Genomic DNA, 24,796 nt, shown 5'->3' with positions numbered 1-24,796 from the left:
ACCGGGATCCATTAAGCGTTCGTTATCGGAAGGGTCGGGATCCGCGGACGGATCGCGGATGGGTCGCGGACGGATCCCGGACAGCCCCCGCTACTCGGTCGTCGCGACGGCCTCGATCTCGACGGCCGCGCCCTTCGGGACCGCCCCCGCGCCGACGGCGCTGCGGGCGGGCGGCTCCTCGTCGAAGAACTCGCTGTAGGCCTCGTTGAACGCGTCGAAGTCGTCGATGTCGTCGAGGAAGACTGTCGTCTTCACGACGTCCGACAGCGAGAGCCCCTCGGATTCGAGGATCGCCTCCACGTTCCGGAGGCACTGGCGGGTCTGTTCGTCTACGGGTTCGTCGTCGAGCAGTTCGCCGTCGGTCGTCAGCGGGAGCTGGCCCGCGGTGAAGACCAGATCGCCGTTCGTCGTCGCCTGGCTGTACGCGCCGACTGCGGCGGGTGCGTCGTCGGTGCTGATAGTTCGTTTCATCCGCCAGGGCGTACCCGGTGGGAGATCATAAAAGTCGGCGGAGCGCCCATTCGGCCACAGCGTGACAGCGAACTGATCATCTGTGCCGGGACGCTCGCGGCCTCACTGATTGATGACGACGATCGCGACGAGCGCCAGGCCGATCCCCGCGGCCTTCTGGAGCGACAGCGGTTCGCCCAGCGCGGCGACGCTTATCACCGCGGCGGTCACGAAGTACATCCCGCCGATCGTCGAGACCACGGCCGTCGAGCCGACCGTCACCCCGACGAACGTGGAGACGACGCCGACGGCGGCCGCGACGCCCGCGACCGCCGAGAAGACCAGGCCGCGGTGGGTCACCGCGAACGAGGCGTCCGAGAGGAGGACGTACAGCCCGGTGACGACCGTGGCCGTGAGATACGAGAGGAACGCGGCCGTCTCGGGATCGATGGTGTTGGAGGCGACGTCGCCGAAGATGATCCAAAAGCCCCACGCGATCATCGTGCCCGCGCCGAAGAGGATCGCGGGATTCACGCGCGGTCACCTCGCGGGGCTCTCGGGTCCGTGGTGTGCATACAGATCCTACGGCGAGGTGGGTTTTGAGGCTGCCGCGAACACATCTCATAATTTCTCTGACAGTACAGTTTTTATCCCCGATCCGCGTGTATGCGATAGTGGTTGACTCGCAAGGCGAGCCCGGGCCGCGGCCGTTCGAGGAGGTCTTCTACCCGACAGAGCGGGTGCCGTTCGTCGAGTGGCGGGAGTTCTCCGGCGCGAAGCCCACGGTCGCACTCGTGGCGGCGATCACGGTCCTGGCGTTCGTGACCGGCCTCTCGAACCTGAGCCAGGCCCGGCCGGTCGTCGCGGGCCCGCTGGCGTCGGTGGTGCCGATGGCGCCGATCTTCGTCCGGTTTGCGGGCGTGCTCTTTGCCTTCCCGCTCGGGCTCGTCACGTTCGGGCTGCGACGGCGGCGCCGGATCGCGTGGTACGCCGCGGTGGCGCTTCTGCCGGGGCTGGCGCTGCTCCCGCTCACGACCGGCCGCACGACGGAGATCCCGCTCCTCCTCGCGGTCCTCGTGACGCTGCCGCTCCTGGGGGCGAACCGCGAGGAGTTCGGCCGATCGCTCGACCTCTCGCCGTTCCAGATCGCGTCGCTGACGGCGATCCTGGGCGTCGGGCTCTACGGGACCGTCGGCGCATACGGGCTCCGCGGGCAGTTCCTCGAACTCGACGGCTGGGGCGACGCCTTCTACTACGTGATCGTGACGATCGCGACGGTCGGCTACGGCGACATCACGCCCACGACCCTCGAAGCGAAACTGTTCTCGCTGTCGGTGATCCTCCTCGGCACCGGCGCGTTCACCGTCGCGGTCGGCGCCCTAGTCGGGCCGGCGATCGAATCGCGGATGGCGGCCGCCTTCGGAACGATGACCGCATCAGACCTCTCACTCCTGGAGGGCCACGTCGTGGTCCTCGGGTACGGCGACGTGGCCGAATCGTTTCTCGACCGCACCGACGACGACACGGATCTCGTCGTCGTCACCGAAGACGCCGAGGCCGCCTCCCGGCTGCGGGACGCAGGCTTCGAGGTCCTGACCGCTGACCCGACCGACGAGTCCACCCTGGAGGACGCCCGCGTCGACGTCGCCCGCGGCGTGGCCGTCGCCGGCGACGACGACGCCGAGAACGTCCTCGCGGTGCTCGCGGCCCGCGAGGTCAACCCCGACGTCCGGGTCGTCGCCGTCGCCAACGAGGAGACCCACGTCCGGAAGCTCGACGCCGTCGGCGCCGACGAGGTGATCGACCTCCGCTCGATCGGCGGCCGGCTCCTCGGCGCGTCGGTCCTCGGCGCAGACCCGGACGACGGCGACCGCCTCGGATCGGATCTCGTGGGCTTCGGCGGATCGACAGCCGAGGGCGACGCCGCCGACACGGGAGCGCCCGACGACCGCCCGCCGACCGACGGTCCGGCGGGCGACGACGCGTCGGACCAGTCAACACGCTAATAATGGTCCTCGCTAACACGTAGCGTATGAGCGCCCCAGACGGGACGGACGCGCAGCGCCTCCTCTCGGAAGCGCTGCTGCTCGCGTTCGTCGGGTCGGGCGCCGTCGTCCTCGTCGGCTTCTTCTTCCCCGGCGTCGTCGGCCGCGCGCTCGGCGGGCAGACCTGGCTCGGGCTCTCGCTCCTCTTTTTCGGCTCGGGGCTGGGCTACCTCGCGACGCTGCCGTACGAGCGCGTCCGCCCTGACGACGCGGGGGTCGCCTCGCTCGTCCGCGTCCGCCGGACTTCGGTGCGGACGCTCCTCTCCGAACTCGTCGCCGTCCACGACCGGGTGACCCTCGGGCTCCCGCTCGTCGTGTTCGCGCTCTACTTCGCGCTCCGGCTCGCCTTCCCCGCCGGCACGACCGCCGCCGTCGACGCGCTCACCGGCGCGGTCCTGCAGGGGCTGGGGCCGGTCCTGCTGGGGGCGATGCTCCTCGCGGTCGGCTTCTGTGTCGTCGTCTTCTTCAGCTCGTGGGGCGGCGTCCGGCTCGGCGGCGAGGACACGGAGCCGACCTACACCTACCCGACGTACTTCGCGCTCGTCTTCACTGCCGGCATCGCCGCCGGCATCGTGTTCTGGGGGCCCGCCGAGGCGCTCTTTCACTACCGACAGCCGCCGCCGTACTTCGACGTCGCGCCGCGCTCGGCCGGCGCCGTCGACGCCGCGCTCGTCTACGCGCTCTTCCACTGGGGCGTCTCCGCCTGGAGCGCCTACGCCGTCCTCGGCGTCCCCATCGCGTACTTCGTCTTCGAGCGGGGCGCGCCGCTCCGCGTCTCGTCGATCCTGACGCCGTTCCTCGGCGCCGACGGCCTCGACTCCCCGTGGAGCCGACTGGTCGACACGCTCGCGGTCTTCGCCACCGTCGGCGGCGTCGCGACCTCCATCGGCCTCGTCTCCCAGCAGTTCCTCGCGGGCGTCCAGTTCCAGTGGGGCGTCCCCGCCGGCGCGGTCGGTCCGATCCTGTTCGTCGGCGGTCTGGCCGCGGTCTACACGCTCTCTGCGGTCTCTGGACTCCACCGCGGCATCCGCCGGATCGCCGGGCTCACGCTCGTGCTCTTCGCGCTGTTCGCGCTCCTGCTCCTCGTGGTCGGGCCGCGGGGTTTCGTCTTCGAGCGCGGGGCCGACGCGGTCGGCGCCTATCTGGTCAACTTCGTTCCGATGAGCCTCTACACGGGCGGTTCGTGGGTCACCGCGTGGACCGTCTGGAACTGGGCGTGGTGGTTCTCGTGGGCGCCCTTCGCCGGCCTCTTTCTGGCGGCGCTCTCCCGCGGCCGGCGGCTCCGGACCGTCGTGCTCACGAGCGTCGGCGCGACCTCGCTGGCGACGGGCGCGTGGTTCCTCGTCGTCGGCGGGACGTCGCTGTGGATGCAGCGCCGCGGCGGCGTCGACCTCCTGGGCGCGATAGACGCCCGCGGCGGCTCGGAGGCCGTCGCCGGCTTCCCGCTCCTGTCGGCGCTCCCGCTCGGCGATCTGCTGCTCTTCCTGTTCCTCGCGCTCATCGTGGTCTTCATCGTGACCTCCGCCGACACCGCGACGCTCGTCACCGCCATCCTGGCCTCGAAGCGTGGCGTCGCGCCCTCCCGCGGGACCATCGCGCTGTGGGGGATCTTCCAGGCCGCCGTCGCGCTCGCGGTGCTGCTCGTCGGCGGCGGCGACACCCTCCAGGCGCTGGCGGTGCTCACGGGCGCGCCCTTCTCGATCCTGGCGGTGCTGGCCGCCGTCGGGCTGTCGCTGTCGCTGTACCGCGAGGGACGGGGCGACGCGCACACCTCGATCGTCCGCGTCGTGGTCGATCGCCTCCCGAAGATCGAGACTCACCACGACGTCGAGCCGCCCGACCGAGGGAAGGACGACTAGTCCGCGATCGAGGTACAGAAGTTGCGGACGATCCGCTTGCCCGCGTCGGTGAGGATGCTCTCGGGGTGGAACTGCACGCCGTACTGGGGCTTTTCCCGGTGTTGGACGCCCATCACGACGCCCTCCGCGTCGGTGGCGGCGGTCTCTTCCAGTTCCTCGGGCAGGTCGCCGCGCTCGACCGCCAGCGAGTGGTAGCGCCCGACCTCGAAGGGGTTCTCGACGCCGTCGTACAGCGGGCTGCCGCCGTGGCGGACCAGCGAGGGCTTGCCGTGGACGACCTCGGGCGCGTGCCCGACGCGCGAGCCGTAGGCGGCACACAGCGCCTGGTGGCCGAGACAGACCCCGAGTGCGGGGTACTCCGTCTCCGCGAAGACGTCGATGGAGACGCCGGCCTCCTGGGGCGTTCCCGGGCCCGGCGAGACGACGATGCCGTCCGGATCCAGCTCTCGGATCGCCTCGACGTCGACGGCGTCGTTTCGCCTGACGACGACGTCTTCGAACTCCCCGACGTACTGGACGAGGTTGTACGCGAAGGAGTCGTAGTTGTCGACGATGAGGATCATCGCTCTCCCGCCTCCGTGTCGGTCCCTGTCTCTGTTTCGGTCTCTGTCTCGATCCGCTCGGAGGCGGTCGGTGACTCTCCGACGTCGACGCCGCCGTCGGCTTCGACGTCCGCTCCCGCCTCTGCCTCCGACCCTCGCTCGTCGTCGCCGACGGCGAACGAGGCGGTCTCGCCGAGCGCCTCGTCGACGGCGTTCAAGAGCGCGCGGGCCTTGTCGAGGGTCTCCTGGTACTCCGCCTCGGGCACGGAGTCGTGGACGATCCCCGCGCCGACCCGGAGCCGGTACTCGTCGCCGCGGCGGACCAGCGTGCGGATCGTGATGTTGAGCGTCGCGCGGTCGTCGAACCCGAAGACCGCCATACTGCCGGTGTAGGGCCCCCGGCGAGTCTGTTCGACCTCGTCGATGATCTCCATCGTCCGGGGTTTCGGCGCGCCGGTGATCGTGCCGCCGGGGAAGACCGCCGCGACGGCGTCGGCGAGGCTCGCGTCCTCGCGGCGCCGGCCCTCGACGAGCGAGACCAGGTGCATCACCTCGGAGTAGCGGTCGACTCGCCGGTATTCGGCGACCTCGACTGTCCCGTACTCGCTGACCTTCCCGAGGTCGTTGCGTTCGAGGTCGACGAGCATCGCGTGTTCGGCGCGCTCCTTCTCGTCCGTCGTGAGGTCTGCTTCCAGTTGGGTGTCCTCCTCGGGGGTGTCCCCGCGCGGGCGCGTCCCCGCGATGGGTTCTGTGACGAGTCGGTCGCCCTCGACCTCCAAGAGGAGCTCGGGGCTCGCACTGACGAGGTCGACGCCCGGAAACTCCAGGAGGCCGGAGTACGGCGCGGGGTTCACCCGCCGCACCGCGTCGAACGCCTCGACCGGGTGGACCGCCGCGGGCGCGACTAATCTGTGCGAGACGTTCGTCTGGAAGGTGTCGCCGTCGTGGACGTACTGCTTGATCGCGCGGACGCGGTCGGCGAAGGCCGCCTCGCCGCACTCGCTCTCGAAGACCGCGCTGTCGGCGTCGACCGGCGGCGAGACCTCCGCGGGCGTGCCGTTCAGCGCCGACTCCGCGAGGTCCTTCGCGTCGGCCAGGCCGGCCTCGTAGGCGGCTTCCGGGTCGTCGCCGACGACCGGGCAGGCGGTCACGCGGAGCTCGACGGGTTCGCCCTCGGCGCGCGGCTCCTCCCAGGCGGCCACGCGGTCGAACACGCCGAGCTGGAGCCGCGGGAGCCCGTCCGACTCGGTCGTGTCGGGCAGGTCTTCGAGCTCCCGTGCGACGTCGTAGGAGAGCCAGCCGAACGCGCCGCAGGGGTAGGGGACCTCGCAGTCGCCGCGGACCAACTGCTCGCGGTCGAGGAGCCCGTCGATCGCGTCGACGGTCGGGCTCTCCGGCGTCGGGATGGCGACCGCGCTCGCGTCTCCGGTCTCGGAGTCGCTCTCGGCCTCGGTCCCTCCCGCGTCGGCGGATCCGCCTCCGTCGGGCTCGTCGACCTGGATCCGCTCGATCGGATCGACGGCGAAGTACCCCCAGCCGGACTGTCCGCCCGTGGTTTCGAGGTAGACTCCGTCGGTGTCGGGACCGCGGACGCGGCGGTACGCCTCGAATGGATCCGCGACGGCGACCCGGACCTCCACGGGGACGCGGGCCTCCGACGGCGCCGACGCCGCCGTCTTGACGAACGCTGCTCGCTCGGTGACGACCGTTATATCACTCATCTGGAACGGCTTCCTCCACCGGGGTCACATCGCGCGCCCCGGAGCTGTCGAGTCGACTGTAGCGCCGAGTCGGCCAAAAGCCTTGCGTGAACGGCGGTTTTGTCGGGGCGACGTCGGAGAACCGACCGCGCGGTCGGATCGCCAGCGCGCGCTCTCGGTCCGGATCGGCCACCGCACTTCAAGAGGTTGACTATTAATCGGGATCAAATATGACCGACGGGCTCTTTGGACCGACAGAGCCTCCCGTGTCGGGAACACGGCGAAGCGACGAGGGAGCGACGGCGACTCCGAACGATGCAACAGGAATCACAGGCGATCACGATCGACGGGACCGAAGTCAGCGAGCGGGTCAGGGGGGCCCTCAGGAACTGCGTCGCCACGTTGGACCGGGCTGGTGTCACGCCACGACTGGCGACGGTCCGGATGGCCGACGACGGCGCGAGCAAGACCTACGTCACGATGAAGCGGCAGGCGTGCGCGGAACTGGGGATCGAAAGCGACCACCACGAGATCGACTCCGGCGCGCCGGCCGCGGCGCTCTTCGACCGCATCGACCGACTGAACGACGACGACACGGTCGACGGCATCCTCGTGCAGCTGCCGCTGCCGGACCACGTCGACGAGCGCGAGGTCTTCCGGCGGATCCGCCCCGAGAAGGACGTCGACGCCTTCCACCCCGAGAACGTCGGCCGCCTCGTCGCCGGCGAGCCGCGGTACCGACCCTGCACGCCCCACGGGATCCAGAAGCTCCTCCGGGCGTACGACGTCGACCCGGCCGGCAAGGACGCGGTCGTCGTCGGTCGCTCGAACGTCGTCGGGCGGCCGACGGCGAACCTCCTGCTCCGGCGCGCGCCCGGCGGCGACGCGACCGTGACCGTCTGTCACTCACGGACGCAGGACCTCGCGGCGAAGACCCGGACGGCGGACATTCTAATCGCGGCCGCGGGAGAGCCCGAACTGATCGACGGCGAGATGCTCGCCGAGGGCGTGGTCGTCGTCGACGTCGGGATCAACCGCGTGTCCGCGACCGAGCGGGGGCCGCGCCTCGTCGGCGACGTCGACTTCGAGAGCGCCAAGGAGAAGGCCAGCGCGATCACGCCCGTGCCGGGGGGCGTCGGCCCGATGACCGTCGCGATGCTCCTCTACAACACCGTCGCGGCCGCGAGTAAGCGATCGGGCGTCGCCGTCGACCTCCCGTAAGGCGTCTCTCGTGGACCCGCCCGCGCCCGGCGTCCGGTGGTGCTTTGGGAGCGGGCACACGAACGCCGGTATGGAGCCCACCGCCCACCACGTCGGCCTAACCGTCTCGGACCTCGACCGCGCCGTCGCGTTCTACCGCGACACCTTCGATCTGGAGGTGCTCTCGCGCTTTTCGGTCGGCGGCGACGCCTTCGCCACCGGCGTCGGCGTCGACGGCGCGCACGCGGACTTCGCACACCTCGACGCCGGCGGTGCCCGCCTCGAACTCGTCTCCTACGACTCGACCGGCGAGCCGGAGGGGGAGCCGCGGATCGACACCGCCGGGGCCGCACACGTCGGCCTCGCCGTCGACGACGTCGAGGCGTGCTACGAGTCGCTGCCGGACGACGTCGAGACTGTCAGCGACCCCCAGACCACAGAGTCCGGCACGACGATCTTCTTCGTGCGGGACCCGGAGGGGAACCTCGTCGAGGTGCTCTCCGGCTGACCGGTCGTTCACGAATTATAGATATGGACCGGCGGCGGCGTCATTTCTATACTAAAATCAAAAACAGGCTACAAATTATGGATGAAGAATAAAAATACCCGAACGAGTCCTAACGAAGTCTCATAGGGGTGCGGTACGTATCGGTATATACGATGGCGACAGTAAGCAAACCCAAACCGAACGGAACGACAGAGACCGACTTCTACCTCCCCGGGGCGTCGATCTCCGCGGTCTACGACCGGCTCGGCGACGTGGTCAGCCGGTTCGTCGGCCGCCACGGCGTCGTGCTGATCCCCGAATCGTACAACAAGTAACTCTCCGAACCGGTCCGTCCGGACCGTGATTTTCGCAGTTCGCTTTTCGGCCTCCGTCGATTGCTTCGCCGATCAGTCGGCAGACTGCGCCGCGCCCGAGGGCTCGGTCGCGCGGAGTTCGCGGACCGAACTGACGACGACGGCGCCGCTCACGAGCACCGCCGCGCCGACGATGATCGCGAGCGAGACCGCGTTGAGCACGGGCATCTCGATGGCGCCGCCGACCTCGCGGACCGCGACGGCGACCGACCCGAGCAGGAGCATCACGCCGAAGTAGACCTTGATGTCGTCCTCGTCGACGAGGCTCGTGGCGGCGGCGCCCAGGCGGGCCCCGAGCGCGCTCCCCGCCAAGAGCGGGACGACGATCGCGAGGTCGACCGCGCCGTCCATCGCGTAGAGGAAGCTCCCGATCCCGCCCGAGAAGACGATCTCGAACAGGTCGGTCCCGACCGCGACCGGCACCGGGACGCCGATCAGGTAGAACAGCGCGGGCATCCTGATGAAGCCGCCGCCGACGCCGAGGAACCCCGACAAAAGCCCCGTCGCGAACGCGACGCCGAGGATCATCCACAGCGAGACGCGGAGGCCGCCCTTGATCGACATCATCGGCGGCACCCGGTAGGACTGGATCGTCTTCGCGATCTCGGGGATGTCCTCGGCGGCCTCCTCGGCGTCCATCTCGGCGTCGTGGCTGACGCCGCCGTCGCCGTCGCCCCGCAGCGCGTTGTAGGTGATGAACACGCCGATCCCGCCGAGGAGCGCCACGTAGGCGACGCTGACGACCGTGTTCGCCAGCCCGAGGTCCTGGAGCCAATGCAGCCCGATCTTCCCGACCTCGATGCCGGCGGTCGTCCCGGCGATCATCAGCGCGCCGAGCTTGTAGTCGACCTGCCCCAGGTCGCGGTGTTTCAGCGTCGCGATCACGGACGTCCCGAAGACGAACGCCAGCCCCGAGGCGACCGCGACGTCGGTCCGATACCCCATCACGAGCAGCGCCGGGGTGACGAGGAACGACCCGCCCATCCCGAAGAAGCCGAAGAGCAGGCCGATCAGGACGCCGAACCCCGCGAACATCGCCAACAGACCCGCAGCGACGCCGAGTATCTCCATCGGTCAGTCACCCCGGATGGCGCGGGCGATCGTCGGCCCCAACGCGCTCTCCAGCAGTCCGTACCCGACGTACAGCAGCAGCGCCTCGACGAGTACGACGCCGATCAGGAGCGCCGCCCCGAACGGTCCGGCGACGCTCTCAAGCCCGAACATCGAAACCACCTGCGTGCGATCTTGTGAACTTCATGGATTTCTGCGCAGCGAACCGTAGCCGACGCGTTCACTTAACGGTATTGGGTTTGATGTACAATACTATATCCGGGTATCCCACGTATGGTTTGAGATAAGTTATGCGTGCTATCCGGCGCCGGAATCGGACGACGTGCGAGCGTTCGGGCGCGGACAGGTCGGATAGATTCGGTTCGATGAGACGGGAATCATCGCCGGTGTGTCTCTCGTATCGTTCGGAATCATTACACGACAGATCACGACTGCTGACTCGCCGAGCGTGTCGATTTCACGCGGTTTGAACGGATGCCGGCTCGGAACCCCGGCCGCCATCGACTCAAAGGACGCGGCGGCGGGTCGGACCGAACCGCGGTCGATCCCCGCTCCCGCGCTCCGGCCTCGTGCCCGAATCGCCGCTCGCGGGCGGGCACGCGGGGTCGTACCACAGAATTGTGAAGTGTCTGAACAAGCCTTATAAGCCAACGGTCCGTACGTGCCGGCAGATAAAATGCCAGACTCGATGTCCGAGCAACTCCAGCGGGATATGGAGTGCGAAGGTCTCCTGGAGTGTTTTCACGGGCTCAAGCAACTCGACAAGCAGTGTTTCCAGGTCCTGGTGCAGGCCGACGAGCCGCTGACGGTCGACGAGATCGCCGAGATCGTCGACCGCGAGCGCTCGACGGCCTACCGCTCGATCCAGCGCCTGCTCAAGGCGGGGTTCATCCAGAAGGAGCAGGTGAACTACGAGCAGGGCGGCTACTACCACGTCTACTCGCCGACCGACGCCGAGCGGATCGCCGACAGTATGCAGCGGATGCTCAACGACTGGTACGCGAAGATGGGCCAGCTCATCAGCGAGTTCGAAGAGAAGTACGATCAGCCCCAGGACGCCGAACTGGCCGTCGAAGGCTGACGCTCTCGGTCCGCTCTTTCTTCCCGTTTTCGCGGCGACTTCGGAGGGCCCGTCGGCCGTTCATAGCGATTACCCTCGTCTCTTCCCGCCGAACGCCGTCACCGGGGGTGGTGGCGGTAGACAGTGAGAGTAATCACTATCAGTCGAACCGGAACGTCTCGAGGTTCCGCGGGGCGTACGTCCGGAGGTCGTACTTCTGGTAGAGCCCCGAGGAGAGCTGATCGGTCGCGGCCTCGTCGCCGTGGACGCAGAGCACCTCCTCGGGACGGGGGTTCATCGTCCCGACGAAGTTCTCCAGGCCGCTCCGGTCGGCGTGACCGGAGAAGCCGCTGACGGACTCGACGTCGAGTCGGAGGGTCAGCTGTTCGCTGCGGCCGCCCCGGTCGCTGAACGGGATCTCCCGCCGGCCGCTCTGGATGCGGCGGCCGAGCGTCCCCTGGGCCTGGTAGCCGACGAAGATGAGCCGGTTCGCCGCGTCGGCCCCGAGGAGTTCGAGCCAGGACATGATCGGCCCGCCGGTGACCATCCCCGACGTCGAGAGCACGATGCAGGGGCCGCCGCCCGCGATCTCCTCGCGCATCTCCTGGCCGCCGTCGACCTGCTGGAACTGCTCTGCCAGGAAGGGGTTTTCGTCCTCGTGGAGGATCCGATCGCGGAGGCCGTCCCGGAGGAACTCCGGGTACGCCGTGTGGATCGCCGTGGCCTCGCGGATCATCCCGTCGAGGTAGATCGGCACCGTCGGGAGGTCGCCCTCGCGCATCGCCTCTTCGAGGACGAGCATCAGCTCTTGGGAGCGCCCCACCGCGAACGCCGGGATCACGACCTTCCCGCCGCGGTCGTGGGTCTCCTTGATCAGTTGGATCAGCTTGCGCTCGGAGTCCTCCTGGTCGGTCTGGTAGTCGTCACGCTGGCCGTAGGTCGACTCCATCACCAGCGTCTCCACGCGCGGGAAGTCGTTCGAGGCGCCGTTGAACAGTCGGGTGTCGGTGTAGTGGACGTCGCCCGAGAAGACGACGTTGTGGAAGCCGTCGCCGATGTGGAAGTGCGAGACGGCCGATCCGAGGATGTGGCCCGCGTTGTGGAACGTGAGCTTGATGTCGGGCGCGATGTCCGTGACGTCGCCGTAGTCGAGCGTGATCGTGTGCTTGAGCTCCTCGCGGACCATCTCGGAGTCGTAGGGCGGCGTCCGACCCTCCTTGGCCGCGACGTCGATGTAGTCCAGTTGCAGCAGCCCCATCAGGTCGCGGGTCGGCTCGGTCGTGTAGACCGGGCCGTCGTACCCGTACTTGAACAGGAGCGGCAACAGCGCGGAGTGGTCGAGGTGGGCGTGGGTGAGCACCACCGCGTCGAGGTCGGCGATCGGGTTCGCCTCGGGGACCTGGAGGTACGGGACCTCGCCCTCGGCGCCGGGCTTGTCGCCGCAGTCGATGAGCACGCGCGTGTTCGGCGTGCTGAGGACGAAGCTCGCGCGGCCGACCTCCCGGCAGCAACCGAGGGTGGTCACGCGGACCCAGTCGGTCTCTTCGTCGGGCTCCCGGTGGATCCGCTGGCCGACGCGTTCGAGGAAGTCTCGGCGGTCGTCCCGTTCCTGCATCAGGAAGTTGCGGACGTTCTCGACCGTCGAGGACTCCATCGGCGGCGTCCGGAGCACCTCTGGCGTCCAGCCGACCTCCTGGGTGATCTCCCGGAGCGTGCTCGCGCGGCGTCCGATGGCGAGGCCGGGCTTTTCGGCCTCGATCAGCACCTCGCCGGTCGCGGGGTAGAACTGGAGGTTCGTGATCCCGGCCTCGTCGGGGATCAGTTCGAGGATCTTCGGCTTCGCCTCGGCGGGGTCCAACTGCGTCCCCGCGGCGGGCCGCACGGTGATCCGCTTGCGCAGCGTGCTGGCGAGCTGTCGGATCAGCCCGTCGCGCTCGGCGAACTTCCGCGGCGTCTCGGTGTAGATGACCAGTTCGGGTCCCTCGTAGGCCACCCGAGAGACGACGAGGTCGTCGGGGATCTCCTCTTCGAGCCGTGCGCTGACCGTTTCGAGCGGGTCCGTGGTGTCGTTAGTGCTCATACATATCTGGAAAGCCGTGGGCAGGTACCACCAAAATCAGTGGCCCGTACCGTCGGGATCGCCCTGGTGGGTCGCCGTCGGCGACGCCGACGCGCCCGGGCGGACGAAATCGTTCGTCTCTACCTTGCCGATAGTGTCTATAAACGTTTTTCGCTGTTCCGGGAGCGTGAGTTCCGGGTCTTCGGGGGGACCCGCGGCTCGTTCAACGACTGGGACGAAAAAATCCGTACGGACCGCCGGGAGCGGCGTTACTCCAGGTCGAAGCGGTCGAGCTGCATCACTTTGCTCCAGGCCTCGACGAAGTCCTCGACGAACTCCTCTTCGCCGTCCTCGGCGCCGTAGACGTCGGCGATCGCGCGGAGCCGAGCGTTCGAGCCGAAGATGAGATCGAAGCGGGTCGCCTCCCACTCGACCTCGCCGGTCTCGCGGTCGCGGACCTCGAAGACCTCGTCGTTCTCCGAGATCGACTCCCACTCGTAGTCCATGTCGAGCAGATTCACGAAGAAGTCGTTTGTGAGCGTCCCCGGCTCGTCGGTGAAGACGCCGCGGTCGGAGTCGCCGTAGGTGGCACCGAGCGCGCGCATCCCGCCGACCAGGACCGTCATCTCCGACACGGACAGATTGAGCAGTTCCGCCTTGTCGACGAGCCGCTCTTCGGGCGTGTCGTAGAGGTCGTCCAGTTCGGCGGCGTTACCGAGGTAGTTCCGGAAGCCGTCGACCTTCGGTTCGAGGACCTCGAAGGACTCGACGTCGGTCTGCTCTTGGGTGGCGTCCGTGCGACCCGGCTCGAACGACACTTCGACGTCGTAGCCGGCGTCGGCCGCGGCCTGCTCGACCGCCGCGTTGCCGCCCAGGACGATCAGGTCCGCGAGCGAGACGCGGACGTCGTCGGAGCGGGAGTCGTTGAACGCCGCCTGGATCTCCTCGTAGGTCTCCAGGACGGTTTCGAGCTCCTCGGGCTCGTTGACCTCCCAGCTCCGCTGGGGTTCGAGGCGGATGCGAGCGCCGTTCGCGCCGCCGCGCTTGTCGCTGTCGCGGTAGGTCGACGCCGACGCCCACGCGGTCTTGGCGAGTTGCGAGACGGAGAGGTCCGAATCGAGGATCTCCGCTTTGAGCTCGGCGACCTCCTCGTCGCCGATCAGGTCGTAGTCGGCGTCGGGGATCGGATCCTGCCAGACGAAGGTGTCGTCCGGAACCTCGGGACCGAGGAGCCGCTCTTTCGGACCCATGTCGCGGTGGAGGAGCTTGTACCAGGCCTTCGCGAACGCCTGCTGGAACTCGTCGGGGTTCTCCTGGAAGCGCTCGAGGACCTCGCGGTAGTCCTCGTCGTGCTTCAGGGCGACGTCCGTCGTCAGCATCATCGGGTCTGCGGACTCGTCGAAGTCCTGTGCGGACGGCGCCTTCTCGATGTCCTCGCGCTCTTCCTCGCTGGCGGGGCGCCACTGCCACGCGCCGCCGGGGCCCTTGTGAGGCTCCCACTCGTACTCGAGGAGGTTGTCGACGTAGCCCGTGTCCCACTGGGTCGGCGTCGCGTTCCACGGCCCCTCGATACCGCTCGTGATCATCCCGGCCTTCTCGAAGTCGTGGTCCCAGCCGAGGCCCTGCTGTTCGATGGGCGCCGCCTCGGGCTCGGGGCCGACTTCCGTCTCGTCGTCGGCGCCGTGGACCTTCCCGAAGGTGTGGCCGCCGGCGATGAGCGCGACCGTCTCCTCGTCGTTCATCGCCATCCGGGAGAACTCCTCGCGGATGTTCGCCGCCGACCCTTCGAGATCGGGCTCGCCGTAGGGGCCCTCGGGGTTCACGTAGATGAGGCCCATCACGGTGTTCGCGAGCGGGTCCTTGAGATCGCCGACCTCGCCGTCCTTGAAGCGCTCGGGGGAGGTCGTCTCCCACTCGGTCTCGGGACCCCACTCGGTGGCCTCGTTGGACTTGTACTCGTCTTCGCGACCGCCGGCGAAGCCGAACGTCTCGAAGCCCATCGTCTCCAGGGCGACGTTCCCGGCGAGCACGATCAGGTCGGCCCACGAGAGCTTCCGTCCGTACTTCTGTTTGACCGGCTGCAGCAGGCGGCGGGCCTTGTCGAGGTTCACGTTGTCCGGCCAACTGCTCTCCGGCGGGAGGCGCTGGAGGGCGCCAGACGCACCGGCGCGGCCGTCGAGGGTGCGATACGTCCCGGCGCTGTGCCAGGCCATCCGGATGAAGAGCGGTCCGTAGGTGCCGTAGTCGGCCGGCCACCACTCCTGGGGCGACATCATCACTTCCTGGATGTCCGCCTTCACCTCCTCGAGGTCGAGCTTCTGGAACTCCTCGGCGTAGTCGAAGTCCTCACCGTACGGATTGAGGTCTGCGGCGTTGTCGTCGAGAATATCGAGCCGCAACAGATTCGGCCACCAGTCCTGATTTGACCAGGTCATACACCCGTAGATGCTTCTTTCACCTTGATAAAATTGTCTAATTCAAAAACAACGTCTCGGTTGTAGCCAAGCACTCTTTCCGTTTCGGAAAACAATTTCTTGCGGCGGGTACATCCGACCGGAAAAGCGCCATCACCAACTGCGACCCCCGACGGAGTGCTCTCGCGACGACACTCGGATTCGATCCCTCTCAGACGACGTCACTCATCGCCGTTTCCGAAGGTCTTCGGTCCGGAGTTCGGCCTCGGCGTGCCAGGTCCGCGGGCGAAGCGCGACGACCGCGCCCGCGACGTAGCAGGCGGCGACAGCCCCGACGACGACGGCGCCGGGGATCATCCCGACGGCGGCGGCCCCGACCCAGTCCCGCGGTGAAAACACCGTGATGCGGACCAGCCAGGCCGCGAGCAACACCACAAACAGCGGGAGGTAGACCCGTCGCAGGCGGTGGGCGACCGCCTCCTCGGTGGTGATCTTCACCGTCGGCGTTCGATAGTCGTCGCCGAGGTGCTGCCGCCACGCCTCGTCGGCGAGGCCGCCGTCCGGATCCAGGCCGTAGGCCCAGACGTTCTCCTGTATCGTGCGCACACGCGTCCGCCAGATGTCGTACCCCCGGTAGCGACGCGCTTCGATCAGCAGGAAGACGACGAGCGTGGCCACGCCGATGAGGATGATGTAGTGCGGATTGTCGGGACTGGAGAAGGCCCAGGTGACGATCGCCGCGATCACCACGACGGCCCAGTTCGTCGTCTTGTCCAGCCGCTCGCGCCAGAGTTTCATCCGGTGGATCTCGCCGCGGTACAGGTGCGCCATCGCCGAACTCGGTCCCATCGCCTCGTCCAGCAGGCCGGCTCCGACGTACGGGCTTGCGTCGGTCGTCGACTCCGCCGGGGACTCTGTATCTTCCTCTTCGGTTCTATTCCCCGAGTCCGTCGTCATCGTCGCCGGGTCTCCGCTCGATGTGCTTTCTTTGTCTTGTGCGAATCAGCCATATCTATACATTATTACGTACCGGCTTAGGAGTTGTGTCACAGCCGATGGGAGAGATAATACCGACCGTTTATAATATTTACAGATATTATATTAATTTGGTATTTTAGACACATACCGCGGACGACAGCCGATAGATCGGATATTAATCACTTGAATAATATATCGGAATACTATCTATTTATTCTACAAATTATAAAGATTCGACTCCGAAATCAACGGCTAAAATACCTTTCCCGGACCTCCGATCGAAGCAGCGTTCCGGTATCGGACCGCGGAAGCGGGTCGTCGGTGACGACGTACGAACGTGGCCGCTTGAAATCGGCCAGGTCGTCGTGATCGCGGCAGTACTCGTCGAGGGCGTCCGGATCGACGTCGCCGACGACGACGGCGCCGACACGTTCGCCCCACTCCTCGTCGGGCACGCCGACGACCGCGACCTCTCGGACCGCCGGGTGGTCCGCGAGCGCCAGTTCGACCTCCTGGGGATAGATGTTCTCGCCGCCGCTCACGAGCATATTGTCCACGCGGTCCACGATGTGCAGCCGGCCGTGTTCGTCGACGTGGGCGACGTCCATCGTCCGGAGCCACTCGCCGTCGACGAACAGCCGCGCCTCCGCCTCGGGGCTGTTCAGGTAGCCGTCGGCGAACGGTCCCCGGCCGATGAGTTCGCCCGTCTCGCCGCGATCGACGGTGGCCGTCGGGTCGGGAGTCTCGTCGGGCTCTGCGGCCTCGACGACCCGGAGGTCCCAGTTGAACGACGCGTTCCCGACCGTACCCGGACTCTCCAATTGCTCTGTGGGGTACGCGTGGGTCAGATTCGCGATGCCCTCGGTCAGCCCGTAGGTGTTGTGGACGCCCTCGGTCATCCGCTCGCGGACGCGCTCGACGAGCGACGGCGAGACGACCGCACCCCCCGTCCGGACGTACGACAGCGACGAGAGGTCGTAGTCGCCCTCCGAATCGGCGTCGAGCAGCGCTTCGAGCTGGGCGGGCACCGCGAGCAGGCCCGTCACGTCGTGTTCGTCGAGAAGCCGCATCGTCTCCGGCGGGGCGAACTCCGGCTGGAGCACGAGCGTCGCGCCCACCTGGAGGTGCGGGTAGATCCACGCGACGGTCGTGACGTCGTGGTACCACGGCGTCGTCACCAGGGCGACGTCGTCGGGGCCGAGACGCATCTCCATCACCGCCTGGGAGCTCGCCAGCCAGACGCGCCGCTGGTCCTCCAAGATGGCTTTCGGCTCGCTCGTCGATCCGCTCGTGTAGAGGACACCCGTCTCGGCATCGGGATCCTCGACGGCGTCGTAGTCGGCGTCCGCCGATTCGACCGCCGCCTCGTAGGACTCCACCTCGGGCCGGTCAGGGGCGTCGTCGCCGACGTACAGCGCGACGTCGAGATCCGATCGGTCGAGGACCGCCTCGGCCATCTCGGCGTTCGCCGCGTCGTAGACGAGCGCCTCCGCCTCGGCGGTCCGGACCATTCGATCGAGCTCGCCGGCGGCGCCGCGAAAGCTCAACTGGGCGTTCGCCCGGCCGCGCTTCTGTGCGGCGAGCATCATCTCGATGGCCGCGGGGCCGTTGCGGAGGAGCGACGCAGTCCGGGCGTCTCCGATCCGGGCGTCGAGCGCGCTCGCCAGCGCGTCGGTCCGCCGCCCCAGTTCGCCGTAGGTCCGGGTCGTCGCGTCCGCGGTCACGAGCGCCGTCCGGTCGCCGTACCGGTCTACTACACGTCGGAATACACGTAGGTCTTCCATCGTATCAGTTTCGTTATTTTTTATAGGGGCTGAAAGATTCTCCCTGACGGCGGTCGCGGACCGTCACATCGAGCGGTCGCCGTACGCCGGCGCCGGATACTCGATGTCGGTCGAGGCCTCGCTGTCGACGTCCGAGGGGATGACCAGTCGGAGCAGGCCGTCCTGCCACTGGCCCATCGGCGGTGCGAGGTCGCCCTCGACGGGCATCCCGTTCTCGTCGAACCGGAACGAACCGAGGACCGTTCGGAACTCCGTGTCGAGGAGCGTGTCGCGGACGGCTTCGGGCTCGACCGACCCCGCGGCCTCGATGGCCTGCTTCGCGGTCTGGGTGACGTTGTACGAGCCGCCGACCGTCGGCGCCGGGTAGGCGTCGGCCGCGACGTCGTCTTGCGCCCGGAAGGCCTCCAGCATCCGCTGATTCCCGCCGCCCGTCAGTCCGGGGACCCATCCCGGCGTGGAGTTGGTGTAGAGCCCCGCGACGCCGGTCGCGTCCAGCCAGGTCGTGATCGTCGCCGCGCGCTCGATCGTCGCGAGCTTCGGATTGAAGCTGTTTTCCTGCATCTGGTTCACCATCGTGATCCCGCCGCCCGGCGCGGGGTTCGTGAGGAGGTACTCCACGTTGGCGCTCTTGGCCTGCGAGATGAGCGTCGAGAAGTCCGAGGCGCCGATCTGGAACTTCTCGTTGACGACGACCTCGTGGCCGTTCGCCTCCAGGGCCTCGGACCAGACGCGGCCGAGTTCGGCGCCCCAGCCGGTGTTCGTCTGCCAGATGCCGACGTTCACCGGCCTGTTGTCCTCCGGCGCGAGGTTCGCGAGCTTCACCGCGCCGTTGGCCATATCGCGGCTCTTCGGGAAGGGCGCGAACGTCCACTGGTAGTTGTTGTTGAGGTGTGGCTCCATATACGCGAAGTTCGCACTCAGCATCGGGAGCCCCTCGCGCTCTGCGATCGACGCTGCCGCCCCGACGAGCAGGCTGCCGAACGTCCCCCAGATCATATCCACGTCGTTGTTGTCGAGGATCGTCTGCAGCGACTCGCGGACCTTCTGCGGGTCGCTCTCGTCGTCTCGGATGATGACGTCGACGTCGCGGCCGAGGATGCCGCCGTTGTCGTTGATCAACTGTTCGCCCAGCCGGTAGGCGGTCTCGACGTCCTCGCCCGCGCTCGAGAACGACCCCGTCCGCGAGACCGTCGCCGCGATGGTGATCGGCTCGTCGCTCCCGCTCGAACCCATCGTCGTCGTGCTACCCCCGCTGTCGGTGGTTCCCGAATCGGTGCTGTCGCCGTCGCCGCCCGATCCGAGACAGCCCGTGACGAGCGCGACCGCGCCCGTCCCGGCGGCTGTGATAAATTGTCGTCTGTTACTCATCGGCACGGACTCTCCTTTGTGAAAGAATGTTATAAATTTTTCTGTAGCTCACGTTACGGGTCGGAGTCATCGTCCGGAACGGCGGCTGCGGCGGGGGTGCCCCGCCGAGGCGGCTCGTGACCGACCGCGCGTGGTCGAGTGCTCAGTCGGCGTTGTAGTCCGCGGTCTTTCGCTTGTCCTCGAAGTACGGGGCCGGCGCGACGGTCGCGGTGACTTCGGTCTGTTCGTGGTCCTCGACGCGGGGGTTACCGGAGTCGGGCTCGCCCCAGAGGATCGAGACCTCCGTCCCGGGCTCGGCGTACTCCTCGTCGATGGCACACAGAGAGAACATCCGCCGCTCGAAGTAGAGGTAGCGGGTGTTGTTCGCGATCCCGACGACGTCGCCGTCTTTCAGGACTTTGTCGTTCTGGGTCAGCGCCCAGTCGGCGACCGGGAGGTCGGTGTAGCGGTAGGTGGCGTCGTCGTCGAAGAGCGCCCCGCCGTACAGGTCCGTCGTGGCCGCCTGGTCCCACACGAGGGTGACGCGGGTCCGCTCTTTCTGCTTGAGCTGTTCCGCCACCGCGTCGCGGCCGACGAAGTCGTGATCGAGATCGACGAAGCGACCGTGACCCGCCTCGACCGGCGTCAGGTAGTGGTCGGTGATGTCTTCGGAATCGAGGCTGCCGCCGATGGCGAGTGCGCCCTCGAAGCTGTTCACGTCGAGCCACTCGCGGTACTCCTCTAAGAGCTCGTGGTCGTGGTAGATGGCCGGCAGCGGGATCGACATCCACGCCGCCGTGATCACGTTCGTCGGGTAGGCCTTCGAGCCGATCCGGCGGATGTCGTAGTCTCGCCCCGTCTCCATAATGGCGGTGCGAACGTCCTCGGCGTGCTCCCAGGGGCCGAAGAACTCGAAGCCGGGCTCGTTCAGCATTCCGTGGCGCAAGGCGTTGATCTCGTGGCCGGCGATCGAGACCGGACGGAAGTTGAAGAACGGCACATCGGGGAGGTCGCCGTCGACGACGTCCTTGATAAGGTCGAGGGCGTCGGGCCCCTGGACCTGATAGCGGAACGTCTTCGGCGGCCCCTCGCGCAGGCCGCCGTGTTCGTCGCGCTCGGTCGCGACATCGTAGTCGCCGGTCTCGGCGTGGAATTCGACCCAGTTGATCGGGCCGTAGCCGACCAGATTGAACTCATCCTCGCCGAGGTGGAAGAGGATCCCGTCGCCGATCAGGTACCCGTCGGGACTGGTCGCGGCGAACTGCTTGGCCTGCCCCGGCTCGAACGACGAGAAGTCGTTGATTCCGAGATCCGCGAACAGGTCGAGCGCGTCGGGGCCCTCGACGTAGAGGTCCGTCATATGGTGCGAGAGGTCCGCCAGCGCGACGCTGTCGGCCCACGCGGACTGCTCTTCGCGCCAGTTCGTCACCTCGTCGGGTAGGTCCGTGAACAGGCGGAGGTGGCCGGTATCGGCCCCTCGGGCGGGGGAGCGAACGAAATCGACGGGACTGTCGGCTTGCTGAAGCGCGTCTTCGAGGCTCTCTGTCATAGTGCTGCCTGGCGCTAACTTCCACATAATATTATTTAAAACTTTCTCGGACTCGACGACAGTCCGTCGGAGAATCGCCGCGGCGCCGGTTCGTCGCGGTCCCACCGAGCGACAGAGTTTCATACCGACCGCGACGGACGTGTACCTGTGACATCCGACGTCCCACTCCAGACGGTCGCGCGGGCGTTCGAGGTCCTCGACCTGCTGGAGCGCGAACGGGAGGCCGGCCCCGCGGAGATCGCGGAGCTGATGGGCGTCAATCGGAGCACCGCCCACGACTACCTCGTCTCGCTCGAAGCCACGGGCTTCGTCGTCAGGGAGGCGGGACGGTACCGGATCGGTTACCGCTTCCTCGAACGCGGGAGCCTGCTCAAGTATCGCAACCGATTCTTCCACTCTTCGGACGTGGTCCTCCGGAAGCTCTCCGAGCAGTCCGACGAACTCGCCCAGCTCGGCCAGGAGGAAGACGGCGAGTGGGTGATGCTCCACGAAGAGGGCGACCTCACCTCCGTCCAGACCGGGACCTACCCCGGCTTCCGGACGCCGATCCACTCTCACGCCGCCGGAAAGGTTCTGCTCGCACACCTCCCCGACGAGCGCGTCGACGAACTGCTCGACGTCGACGAACTCGAAGCCGTGACCGAACACACGGTCACCGATCCCGACGTACTCCGGACAGAACTCGACGCGATCAACGACGAAGGCTACGCCATCGATCGGGAGGAACAGGTCGTCGGCATCGGCTTCGTCGCCTGTCCAGTGATCGAAGACGGCGAACTGCTCGGCAGCGTCTCCGTCGCGTGTCCAACGGGCCGCCTCGAACAGGACGACTACCGGGAGGACCTGATCCGGAACGTCCGCGCGGCCGCCGAGGAGATCGCCGTCAATTACCGTTACTACTGAGCCCGCCCGGCTCGGCGGCGTTCAGCCTCCTACGCACCGACGCCGTTCACAGAGGAAAAATTATTAGCATCTGTTCGAATAGATCGTAGCGTATGTTGTTCCCTCTCACGTTCGAGCAATCGGTCGCCCGGACGCCCGACCGGACCGCGATAGCCCACCTGAACGACGGGTCCGAGCTGACCTATACCGAACTCCAGACTCGCGCCTACCGTCTCGCCACCGCGCTCCGCGACCGGGGACTCGACCCGGGGGATCGAGTGGCGATCTGTATGGCGAACCGGCCCGAGCACGTCGTGACGTTCGTCGCCACCCAGCTGGCCGGCATCGTCGCCGTCCCGTTCAATTTCCGCTTGGCCGCCAGCGGCGTGCGGTATCACATTGAGGACTCCGATCCCGAACTGTTCCTCTTCGATGAGATTTCCCGCGAGGCGGTCACGTCGGTCGCAGACGACATCGACGTCCCGATGGTGTACGTCGGCGACGACGCGCCCGACTTCGCGGAGCCGTTCGCGGACTTCGCCGACGCCTCGGCCGAGAAGCCCGACGTCGACATCGACTACGACGACCCGAGCGTGATGCTGTACAGTTCGGGGACGACCGGCGATCCGAAGGGGATCCCGATCGACCAAGACTCGACGTCCTCGCGGTGGATCATCAATTCTCTCGGCCAGCACTACTACCTTGAGGAGACGATGATCGGGATTATGCCGCTGTACCACACCGTCGGCCTCCACGGCATCCTCTGCGGCCTGCTCTCGATGAGCGGCACCTACCTCTGTATGTCGGAGTTCGACCCCGAGATCGCCGTCCGCGCCATCGAGGACTACGGGGTCACGGCGCTCCACGAGGCACCGACCATCTTCGCGAATATGCTCGACACCGACGCGATCGAGGAGGTCGACATCTCCTCGGTCGATACGATCGGCTACTCCGGGGCACCGATGAGCCAGTCCGTCTTCGAGCGGACGATCGAGACGTTCGACCCGGATCACATCGCGAACCTCTACGGGACGACCGAAGTCTACGGGACGCTCGCGTACATCGACCTCCAGGACATCCGCGACCCGACCGTGACCGGCCCCGCGAACGTCGGCCTCGAAACGCGCGTCGTCGCGGTCGAGAGCGACGATCCCGCGGACACGGTCGAACCGGGTACCCAGGGCGAACTCATCGTCAACACGGACTCGCCGGTGGCCTTCGACGGCTACTGGAACAAGCCCGAGGCCACCGAGGAAGCCATCCACGAGGGGTGGCTGTACACGGGCGATGCGGCGCGCCGAACCGAGGAGAACCGGATCGTCATCACCGGGCGCGTCGACGATATGATCATCAGCGGGGGCGAGAACATCCACCCCACGGAGGTCGAAGACGTCCTCCTCACCCACCCCGATGTCGCGGACGCCGGCGTCGTCGGGCACCCCGACGAGGAGTGGGGCGAGATCGTTGTGGCGTTCGTCGAACGCAGCGGCGACGTGACCGAGACGGAACTAGACCAGTGGTGTCGCGACAGCGACGACCTCGCGGACTACAAGCGACCGCGGGAGTACCGCTTCGTCGACGGACTCCCGCGCAACCCGAGCGGGAAGATCGAGCGCTACAAGCTCGAATCCCGCGCCGACGAGTAAGACCTGGGTCGGAGCGACGGCCTCACCGCCACCTCCGAGCTCTCACAAAATACGTCCGTCAATACCGGACGAGATGATCCGTGCGCCGATCGGAGCACAATCCGACTAAGATCGCCCGACAGCGGCTATTCGTCACACTGGCTGTCCCGACGTGGGCGACTATCAGATATCGAAGTAACAGAAGTACGTCTGTTATGGGAATTCCAAATCGCGTTAATCACCAAGTGCATCTGTCACGTCTTATAATCACGAATTCGGCTCTCTAACGCTGATTTTCGGCTCTCAGATCCGTGGGTGTTCGATATTCTACGATTCAATTCTCGACTGGACAGGTGATATAATTCGTCCGCTATTTTCGGACAAGATTTTGGACTACTAAAAGTACAAATTTTTTATATACCAGATACTTATATTTTATTTGATATACTATATATGAATCAGAGTGGATTTGAAACAGCTTTTCGAGAGTATTGAGCAAATTTCCCAAATCATATAAAACAAAAATATTGTATTTATATTATATATAATTTATATTTTGTTTCAGTGGGCCTCGAACGGACTACACCACCCGATTGTGTGAGCAAATACCGAGTCACGCGATACCGCTACACGCGTCGGACCCGGTACTTTATCCGTCTTCCCGACGTACTGTAATTGTGACTGAGGAAACAGGGCGTCGAAACCTTCGAATGCCCAACGGAGACGAGCTGTTCGCCACTGTCACGGAACACAACGGTGGCAACCACGTACGCGTCCGCTGTGCGGACGGCAAAAACCGCATGGGCCGGATCCCCGGCCGAATGAAGTACCGGACCTGGATCAACGAGGGCGACGTCGTCCTCGTCGAGCCGTGGGACTGGCAGGACGAGAAGGCCAACATCGAGTGGCGCTACTCGGAGCAGGACGCAGACCAGCTCCGGCAAGAAGGTCACATCGAATAGCGACCGCCCGACGGACGCCTACGATCGTCGATACAGGACGATCAGCACGGCGACGAACAGCACTTGGACGATTTTATCCCCGATCCCCGGCGGCGAGAAGTCCGGCGCGTTGACGACGTACCAGATCACGATCTGTCCGGCCGTAAACGGAATTCCCAGGAGGTACACGAGCCGCCGTCGGTAGTCCAGGAGGATCGCGGCGATCCCGCCGAGGAAGCCGACGCCGGCGACGATGAACGCCCAGCCCAGGCCGCTCCCGAGCGATCCGGCGACGAAGCTGACCCCCAGCGCGAGGTGCAGCACGCCGGTGACGGCCGCCAGCGCGATGCCGAGCCAGTGCAGTCCCGAGAGCGACTCCGTTCGGAGGGTTCCGCCGGTCGACGTGCTCGTTGCCATACGTTCGCAATG

The 24,796-nt window shown here is 66.7% G+C and carries 22 protein-coding genes; 9 read left to right on the top strand and 13 right to left on the bottom strand.

Going from position 1 to position 24,796, the window contains the following annotated elements; genetic code table 11:
* Positions 1-90: 90 nt before the first annotated feature.
* Together OS889_RS11870 and OS889_RS11865 are read right to left on the bottom strand one after the other, a co-directional pair.
* Positions 91-471, bottom strand: coding sequence for a Rid family detoxifying hydrolase (locus tag OS889_RS11870; RefSeq protein ID WP_372390056.1), 381 nt, complete (start codon positions 469-471; stop codon positions 91-93).
* A gap of 102 nt (positions 472-573) precedes the next feature.
* Entirely contained in the window at positions 574-984 is a 411-nt protein-coding gene (locus OS889_RS11865; RefSeq protein ID WP_372390055.1) for an EamA family transporter, read from the bottom strand.
* A gap of 140 nt (positions 985-1,124) precedes the next feature.
* Here OS889_RS11865 and OS889_RS11860 point away from each other — a divergent pair, with 140 nt between their 5' ends.
* Both OS889_RS11860 and OS889_RS11855 read left to right on the top strand, forming a co-directional pair.
* The gene (locus OS889_RS11860; RefSeq protein WP_372390053.1) at positions 1,125-2,456 is read left to right on the top strand and encodes an NAD-binding protein; all 1,332 of its coding nucleotides are present in this window, start codon (positions 1,125-1,127) and stop codon (positions 2,454-2,456) included.
* A gap of 26 nt (positions 2,457-2,482) precedes the next feature.
* The gene (locus OS889_RS11855) at positions 2,483-4,354 is read left to right on the top strand and encodes a BCCT family transporter (RefSeq protein ID WP_372390052.1); all 1,872 of its coding nucleotides are present in this window, start codon (positions 2,483-2,485) and stop codon (positions 4,352-4,354) included.
* Here OS889_RS11855 and OS889_RS11850 read toward each other — a convergent pair.
* A complete protein-coding gene (locus OS889_RS11850; RefSeq protein WP_372390051.1) occupies positions 4,351-4,917 on the bottom strand; it encodes an anthranilate synthase component II in 567 nt (188 codons plus the stop codon). The genes OS889_RS11855 and OS889_RS11850 overlap by 4 nt on opposite strands.
* Positions 4,914-6,617 carry an anthranilate synthase component I family protein gene (locus OS889_RS11845; protein ID WP_372390050.1) on the bottom strand — a complete coding sequence of 568 codons (1,704 nt, stop codon included), beginning with the start codon at positions 6,615-6,617 and terminating at the stop codon, positions 4,914-4,916. Before OS889_RS11845 ends, OS889_RS11850 begins: the two co-directional genes overlap by 4 nt.
* A gap of 294 nt (positions 6,618-6,911) precedes the next feature.
* Between OS889_RS11845 and folD the strand changes: the two genes are divergently transcribed.
* The 3 genes from folD (at position 6,912) to OS889_RS11830 (ending at position 8,618) form a co-directional block, all read left to right on the top strand.
* The gene (gene folD, locus OS889_RS11840; RefSeq protein ID WP_372390049.1) at positions 6,912-7,817 is read left to right on the top strand and encodes a bifunctional methylenetetrahydrofolate dehydrogenase/methenyltetrahydrofolate cyclohydrolase FolD; all 906 of its coding nucleotides are present in this window, start codon (positions 6,912-6,914) and stop codon (positions 7,815-7,817) included.
* A 70-nt stretch (positions 7,818-7,887) separates the two neighbouring features.
* Positions 7,888-8,304, top strand: coding sequence for a VOC family protein (locus tag OS889_RS11835; RefSeq protein ID WP_372390048.1), 417 nt, complete (start codon positions 7,888-7,890; stop codon positions 8,302-8,304).
* 152 nt (positions 8,305-8,456) lie between these two features.
* On the top strand, positions 8,457-8,618 hold the full coding sequence (locus OS889_RS11830) for a hypothetical protein (protein WP_372390047.1): 162 nt from the start codon (positions 8,457-8,459) through the stop codon (positions 8,616-8,618).
* A 72-nt stretch (positions 8,619-8,690) separates the two neighbouring features.
* Here OS889_RS11830 and OS889_RS11825 read toward each other — a convergent pair whose 3' ends face one another.
* Positions 8,691-9,728 (bottom strand): sulfite exporter TauE/SafE family protein, encoded by a 1,038-nt coding sequence (locus OS889_RS11825; protein WP_372390046.1) that lies wholly within the window; start codon positions 9,726-9,728, stop codon positions 8,691-8,693.
* Positions 9,729-9,731: 3 nt separating this feature from the next.
* Positions 9,732-9,881 carry a DUF7512 family protein gene (locus OS889_RS11820; protein WP_372390045.1) on the bottom strand — a complete coding sequence of 50 codons (150 nt, stop codon included), beginning with the start codon at positions 9,879-9,881 and terminating at the stop codon, positions 9,732-9,734.
* A 523-nt stretch (positions 9,882-10,404) separates the two neighbouring features.
* Between OS889_RS11820 and OS889_RS11815 the strand changes: the two genes are divergently transcribed.
* Positions 10,405-10,809: a helix-turn-helix domain-containing protein gene (locus OS889_RS11815; RefSeq protein WP_372390044.1), complete on the top strand. Its 405-nt coding sequence runs from the start codon at positions 10,405-10,407 to the stop codon at positions 10,807-10,809.
* Between the two features lie 139 nt (positions 10,810-10,948).
* Here the strand turns inward: OS889_RS11815 and OS889_RS11810 are convergent, their stop codons facing one another.
* The 6 genes from OS889_RS11810 to OS889_RS11785 all read right to left on the bottom strand — a co-directional run bounded on the left by OS889_RS11810 (position 10,949) and on the right by OS889_RS11785 (position 20,919).
* Positions 10,949-12,868, bottom strand: coding sequence for a beta-CASP ribonuclease aCPSF1 (locus tag OS889_RS11810; RefSeq protein WP_372390043.1), 1,920 nt, complete (start codon positions 12,866-12,868; stop codon positions 10,949-10,951).
* Positions 12,869-13,116: 248 nt separating this feature from the next.
* Positions 13,117-15,282 (bottom strand): catalase/peroxidase HPI, encoded by a 2,166-nt coding sequence (gene katG, locus OS889_RS11805; protein WP_372390042.1) that lies wholly within the window; start codon positions 15,280-15,282, stop codon positions 13,117-13,119.
* A 204-nt stretch (positions 15,283-15,486) separates the two neighbouring features.
* Positions 15,487-16,110 (bottom strand): DUF2270 domain-containing protein, encoded by a 624-nt coding sequence (locus OS889_RS11800; RefSeq protein WP_372391609.1) that lies wholly within the window; start codon positions 16,108-16,110, stop codon positions 15,487-15,489.
* A 374-nt stretch (positions 16,111-16,484) separates the two neighbouring features.
* Positions 16,485-18,023, bottom strand: a complete 1,539-nt coding sequence (locus OS889_RS11795; protein ID WP_372390041.1) for a class I adenylate-forming enzyme family protein — start codon at positions 18,021-18,023, stop codon at positions 16,485-16,487.
* Positions 18,024-18,086: 63 nt separating this feature from the next.
* Positions 18,087-19,391: an amino acid ABC transporter substrate-binding protein gene (locus OS889_RS11790; RefSeq protein ID WP_372390040.1), complete on the bottom strand. Its 1,305-nt coding sequence runs from the start codon at positions 19,389-19,391 to the stop codon at positions 18,087-18,089.
* A gap of 142 nt (positions 19,392-19,533) precedes the next feature.
* Entirely contained in the window at positions 19,534-20,919 is a 1,386-nt protein-coding gene (locus tag OS889_RS11785; RefSeq protein WP_372390039.1) for an aminomethyl transferase family protein, read from the bottom strand.
* 147 nt (positions 20,920-21,066) lie between these two features.
* Here OS889_RS11785 and OS889_RS11780 point away from each other — a divergent pair, with 147 nt between their 5' ends.
* The 3 genes from OS889_RS11780 (at position 21,067) to OS889_RS11770 (ending at position 24,388) form a co-directional block, all read left to right on the top strand.
* Positions 21,067-21,822 carry an IclR family transcriptional regulator gene (locus OS889_RS11780; RefSeq protein WP_372390038.1) on the top strand — a complete coding sequence of 252 codons (756 nt, stop codon included), beginning with the start codon at positions 21,067-21,069 and terminating at the stop codon, positions 21,820-21,822.
* A gap of 92 nt (positions 21,823-21,914) precedes the next feature.
* Positions 21,915-23,447 (top strand): class I adenylate-forming enzyme family protein, encoded by a 1,533-nt coding sequence (locus tag OS889_RS11775; protein ID WP_372390037.1) that lies wholly within the window; start codon positions 21,915-21,917, stop codon positions 23,445-23,447.
* A gap of 656 nt (positions 23,448-24,103) precedes the next feature.
* A complete protein-coding gene (locus OS889_RS11770; protein ID WP_372390036.1) occupies positions 24,104-24,388 on the top strand; it encodes a translation initiation factor eIF-1A in 285 nt (94 codons plus the stop codon).
* A gap of 18 nt (positions 24,389-24,406) precedes the next feature.
* Here OS889_RS11770 and OS889_RS11765 read toward each other — a convergent pair whose 3' ends face one another.
* Complete coding sequence (locus tag OS889_RS11765; protein WP_372390035.1) at positions 24,407-24,784, bottom strand: DUF7475 family protein; 378 nt, start codon at positions 24,782-24,784, stop codon at positions 24,407-24,409.
* Positions 24,785-24,796: the final 12 nt, after the last annotated feature.

This window comes from Halobellus sp. MBLA0158, assembly GCF_041477585.1.
In the GTDB taxonomy this organism is placed as follows: Archaea; Halobacteriota; Halobacteria; order Halobacteriales; family Haloferacaceae; genus Haloquadratum; species Haloquadratum rubicundus.
This window is presented reverse-complemented; position numbering and strand designations above follow the sequence as displayed.

Coding starts and splice junctions, on each gene's coding strand:
- OS889_RS11870 (WP_372390056.1), bottom strand. CDS start 471: ATGAAACGAACTATCAGCACCGACGACGCACCCGCCGCAGTCGGCGCG.
- OS889_RS11855 (WP_372390052.1), top strand. CDS start 2,483: ATGAGCGCCCCAGACGGGACGGACGCGCAGCGCCTCCTCTCGGAAGCG.
- OS889_RS11850 (WP_372390051.1), bottom strand. CDS start 4,917: ATGATCCTCATCGTCGACAACTACGACTCCTTCGCGTACAACCTCGTC.
- OS889_RS11845 (WP_372390050.1), bottom strand. CDS start 6,617: ATGAGTGATATAACGGTCGTCACCGAGCGAGCAGCGTTCGTCAAGACG.
- folD (WP_372390049.1), top strand. CDS start 6,912: ATGCAACAGGAATCACAGGCGATCACGATCGACGGGACCGAAGTCAGC.
- OS889_RS11835 (WP_372390048.1), top strand. CDS start 7,888: ATGGAGCCCACCGCCCACCACGTCGGCCTAACCGTCTCGGACCTCGAC.
- OS889_RS11830 (WP_372390047.1), top strand. CDS start 8,457: ATGGCGACAGTAAGCAAACCCAAACCGAACGGAACGACAGAGACCGAC.
- OS889_RS11825 (WP_372390046.1), bottom strand. CDS start 9,728: ATGGAGATACTCGGCGTCGCTGCGGGTCTGTTGGCGATGTTCGCGGGG.
- OS889_RS11820 (WP_372390045.1), bottom strand. CDS start 9,881: ATGTTCGGGCTTGAGAGCGTCGCCGGACCGTTCGGGGCGGCGCTCCTG.
- OS889_RS11815 (WP_372390044.1), top strand. CDS start 10,405: ATGCCAGACTCGATGTCCGAGCAACTCCAGCGGGATATGGAGTGCGAA.
- OS889_RS11810 (WP_372390043.1), bottom strand. CDS start 12,868: ATGAGCACTAACGACACCACGGACCCGCTCGAAACGGTCAGCGCACGG.
- katG (WP_372390042.1), bottom strand. CDS start 15,282: ATGACCTGGTCAAATCAGGACTGGTGGCCGAATCTGTTGCGGCTCGAT.
- OS889_RS11800 (WP_372391609.1), bottom strand. CDS start 16,110: ATGGGACCGAGTTCGGCGATGGCGCACCTGTACCGCGGCGAGATCCAC.
- OS889_RS11795 (WP_372390041.1), bottom strand. CDS start 18,023: ATGGAAGACCTACGTGTATTCCGACGTGTAGTAGACCGGTACGGCGAC.
- OS889_RS11790 (WP_372390040.1), bottom strand. CDS start 19,391: ATGAGTAACAGACGACAATTTATCACAGCCGCCGGGACGGGCGCGGTC.
- OS889_RS11785 (WP_372390039.1), bottom strand. CDS start 20,919: ATGACAGAGAGCCTCGAAGACGCGCTTCAGCAAGCCGACAGTCCCGTC.
- OS889_RS11775 (WP_372390037.1), top strand. CDS start 21,915: ATGTTGTTCCCTCTCACGTTCGAGCAATCGGTCGCCCGGACGCCCGAC.
- OS889_RS11765 (WP_372390035.1), bottom strand. CDS start 24,784: ATGGCAACGAGCACGTCGACCGGCGGAACCCTCCGAACGGAGTCGCTC.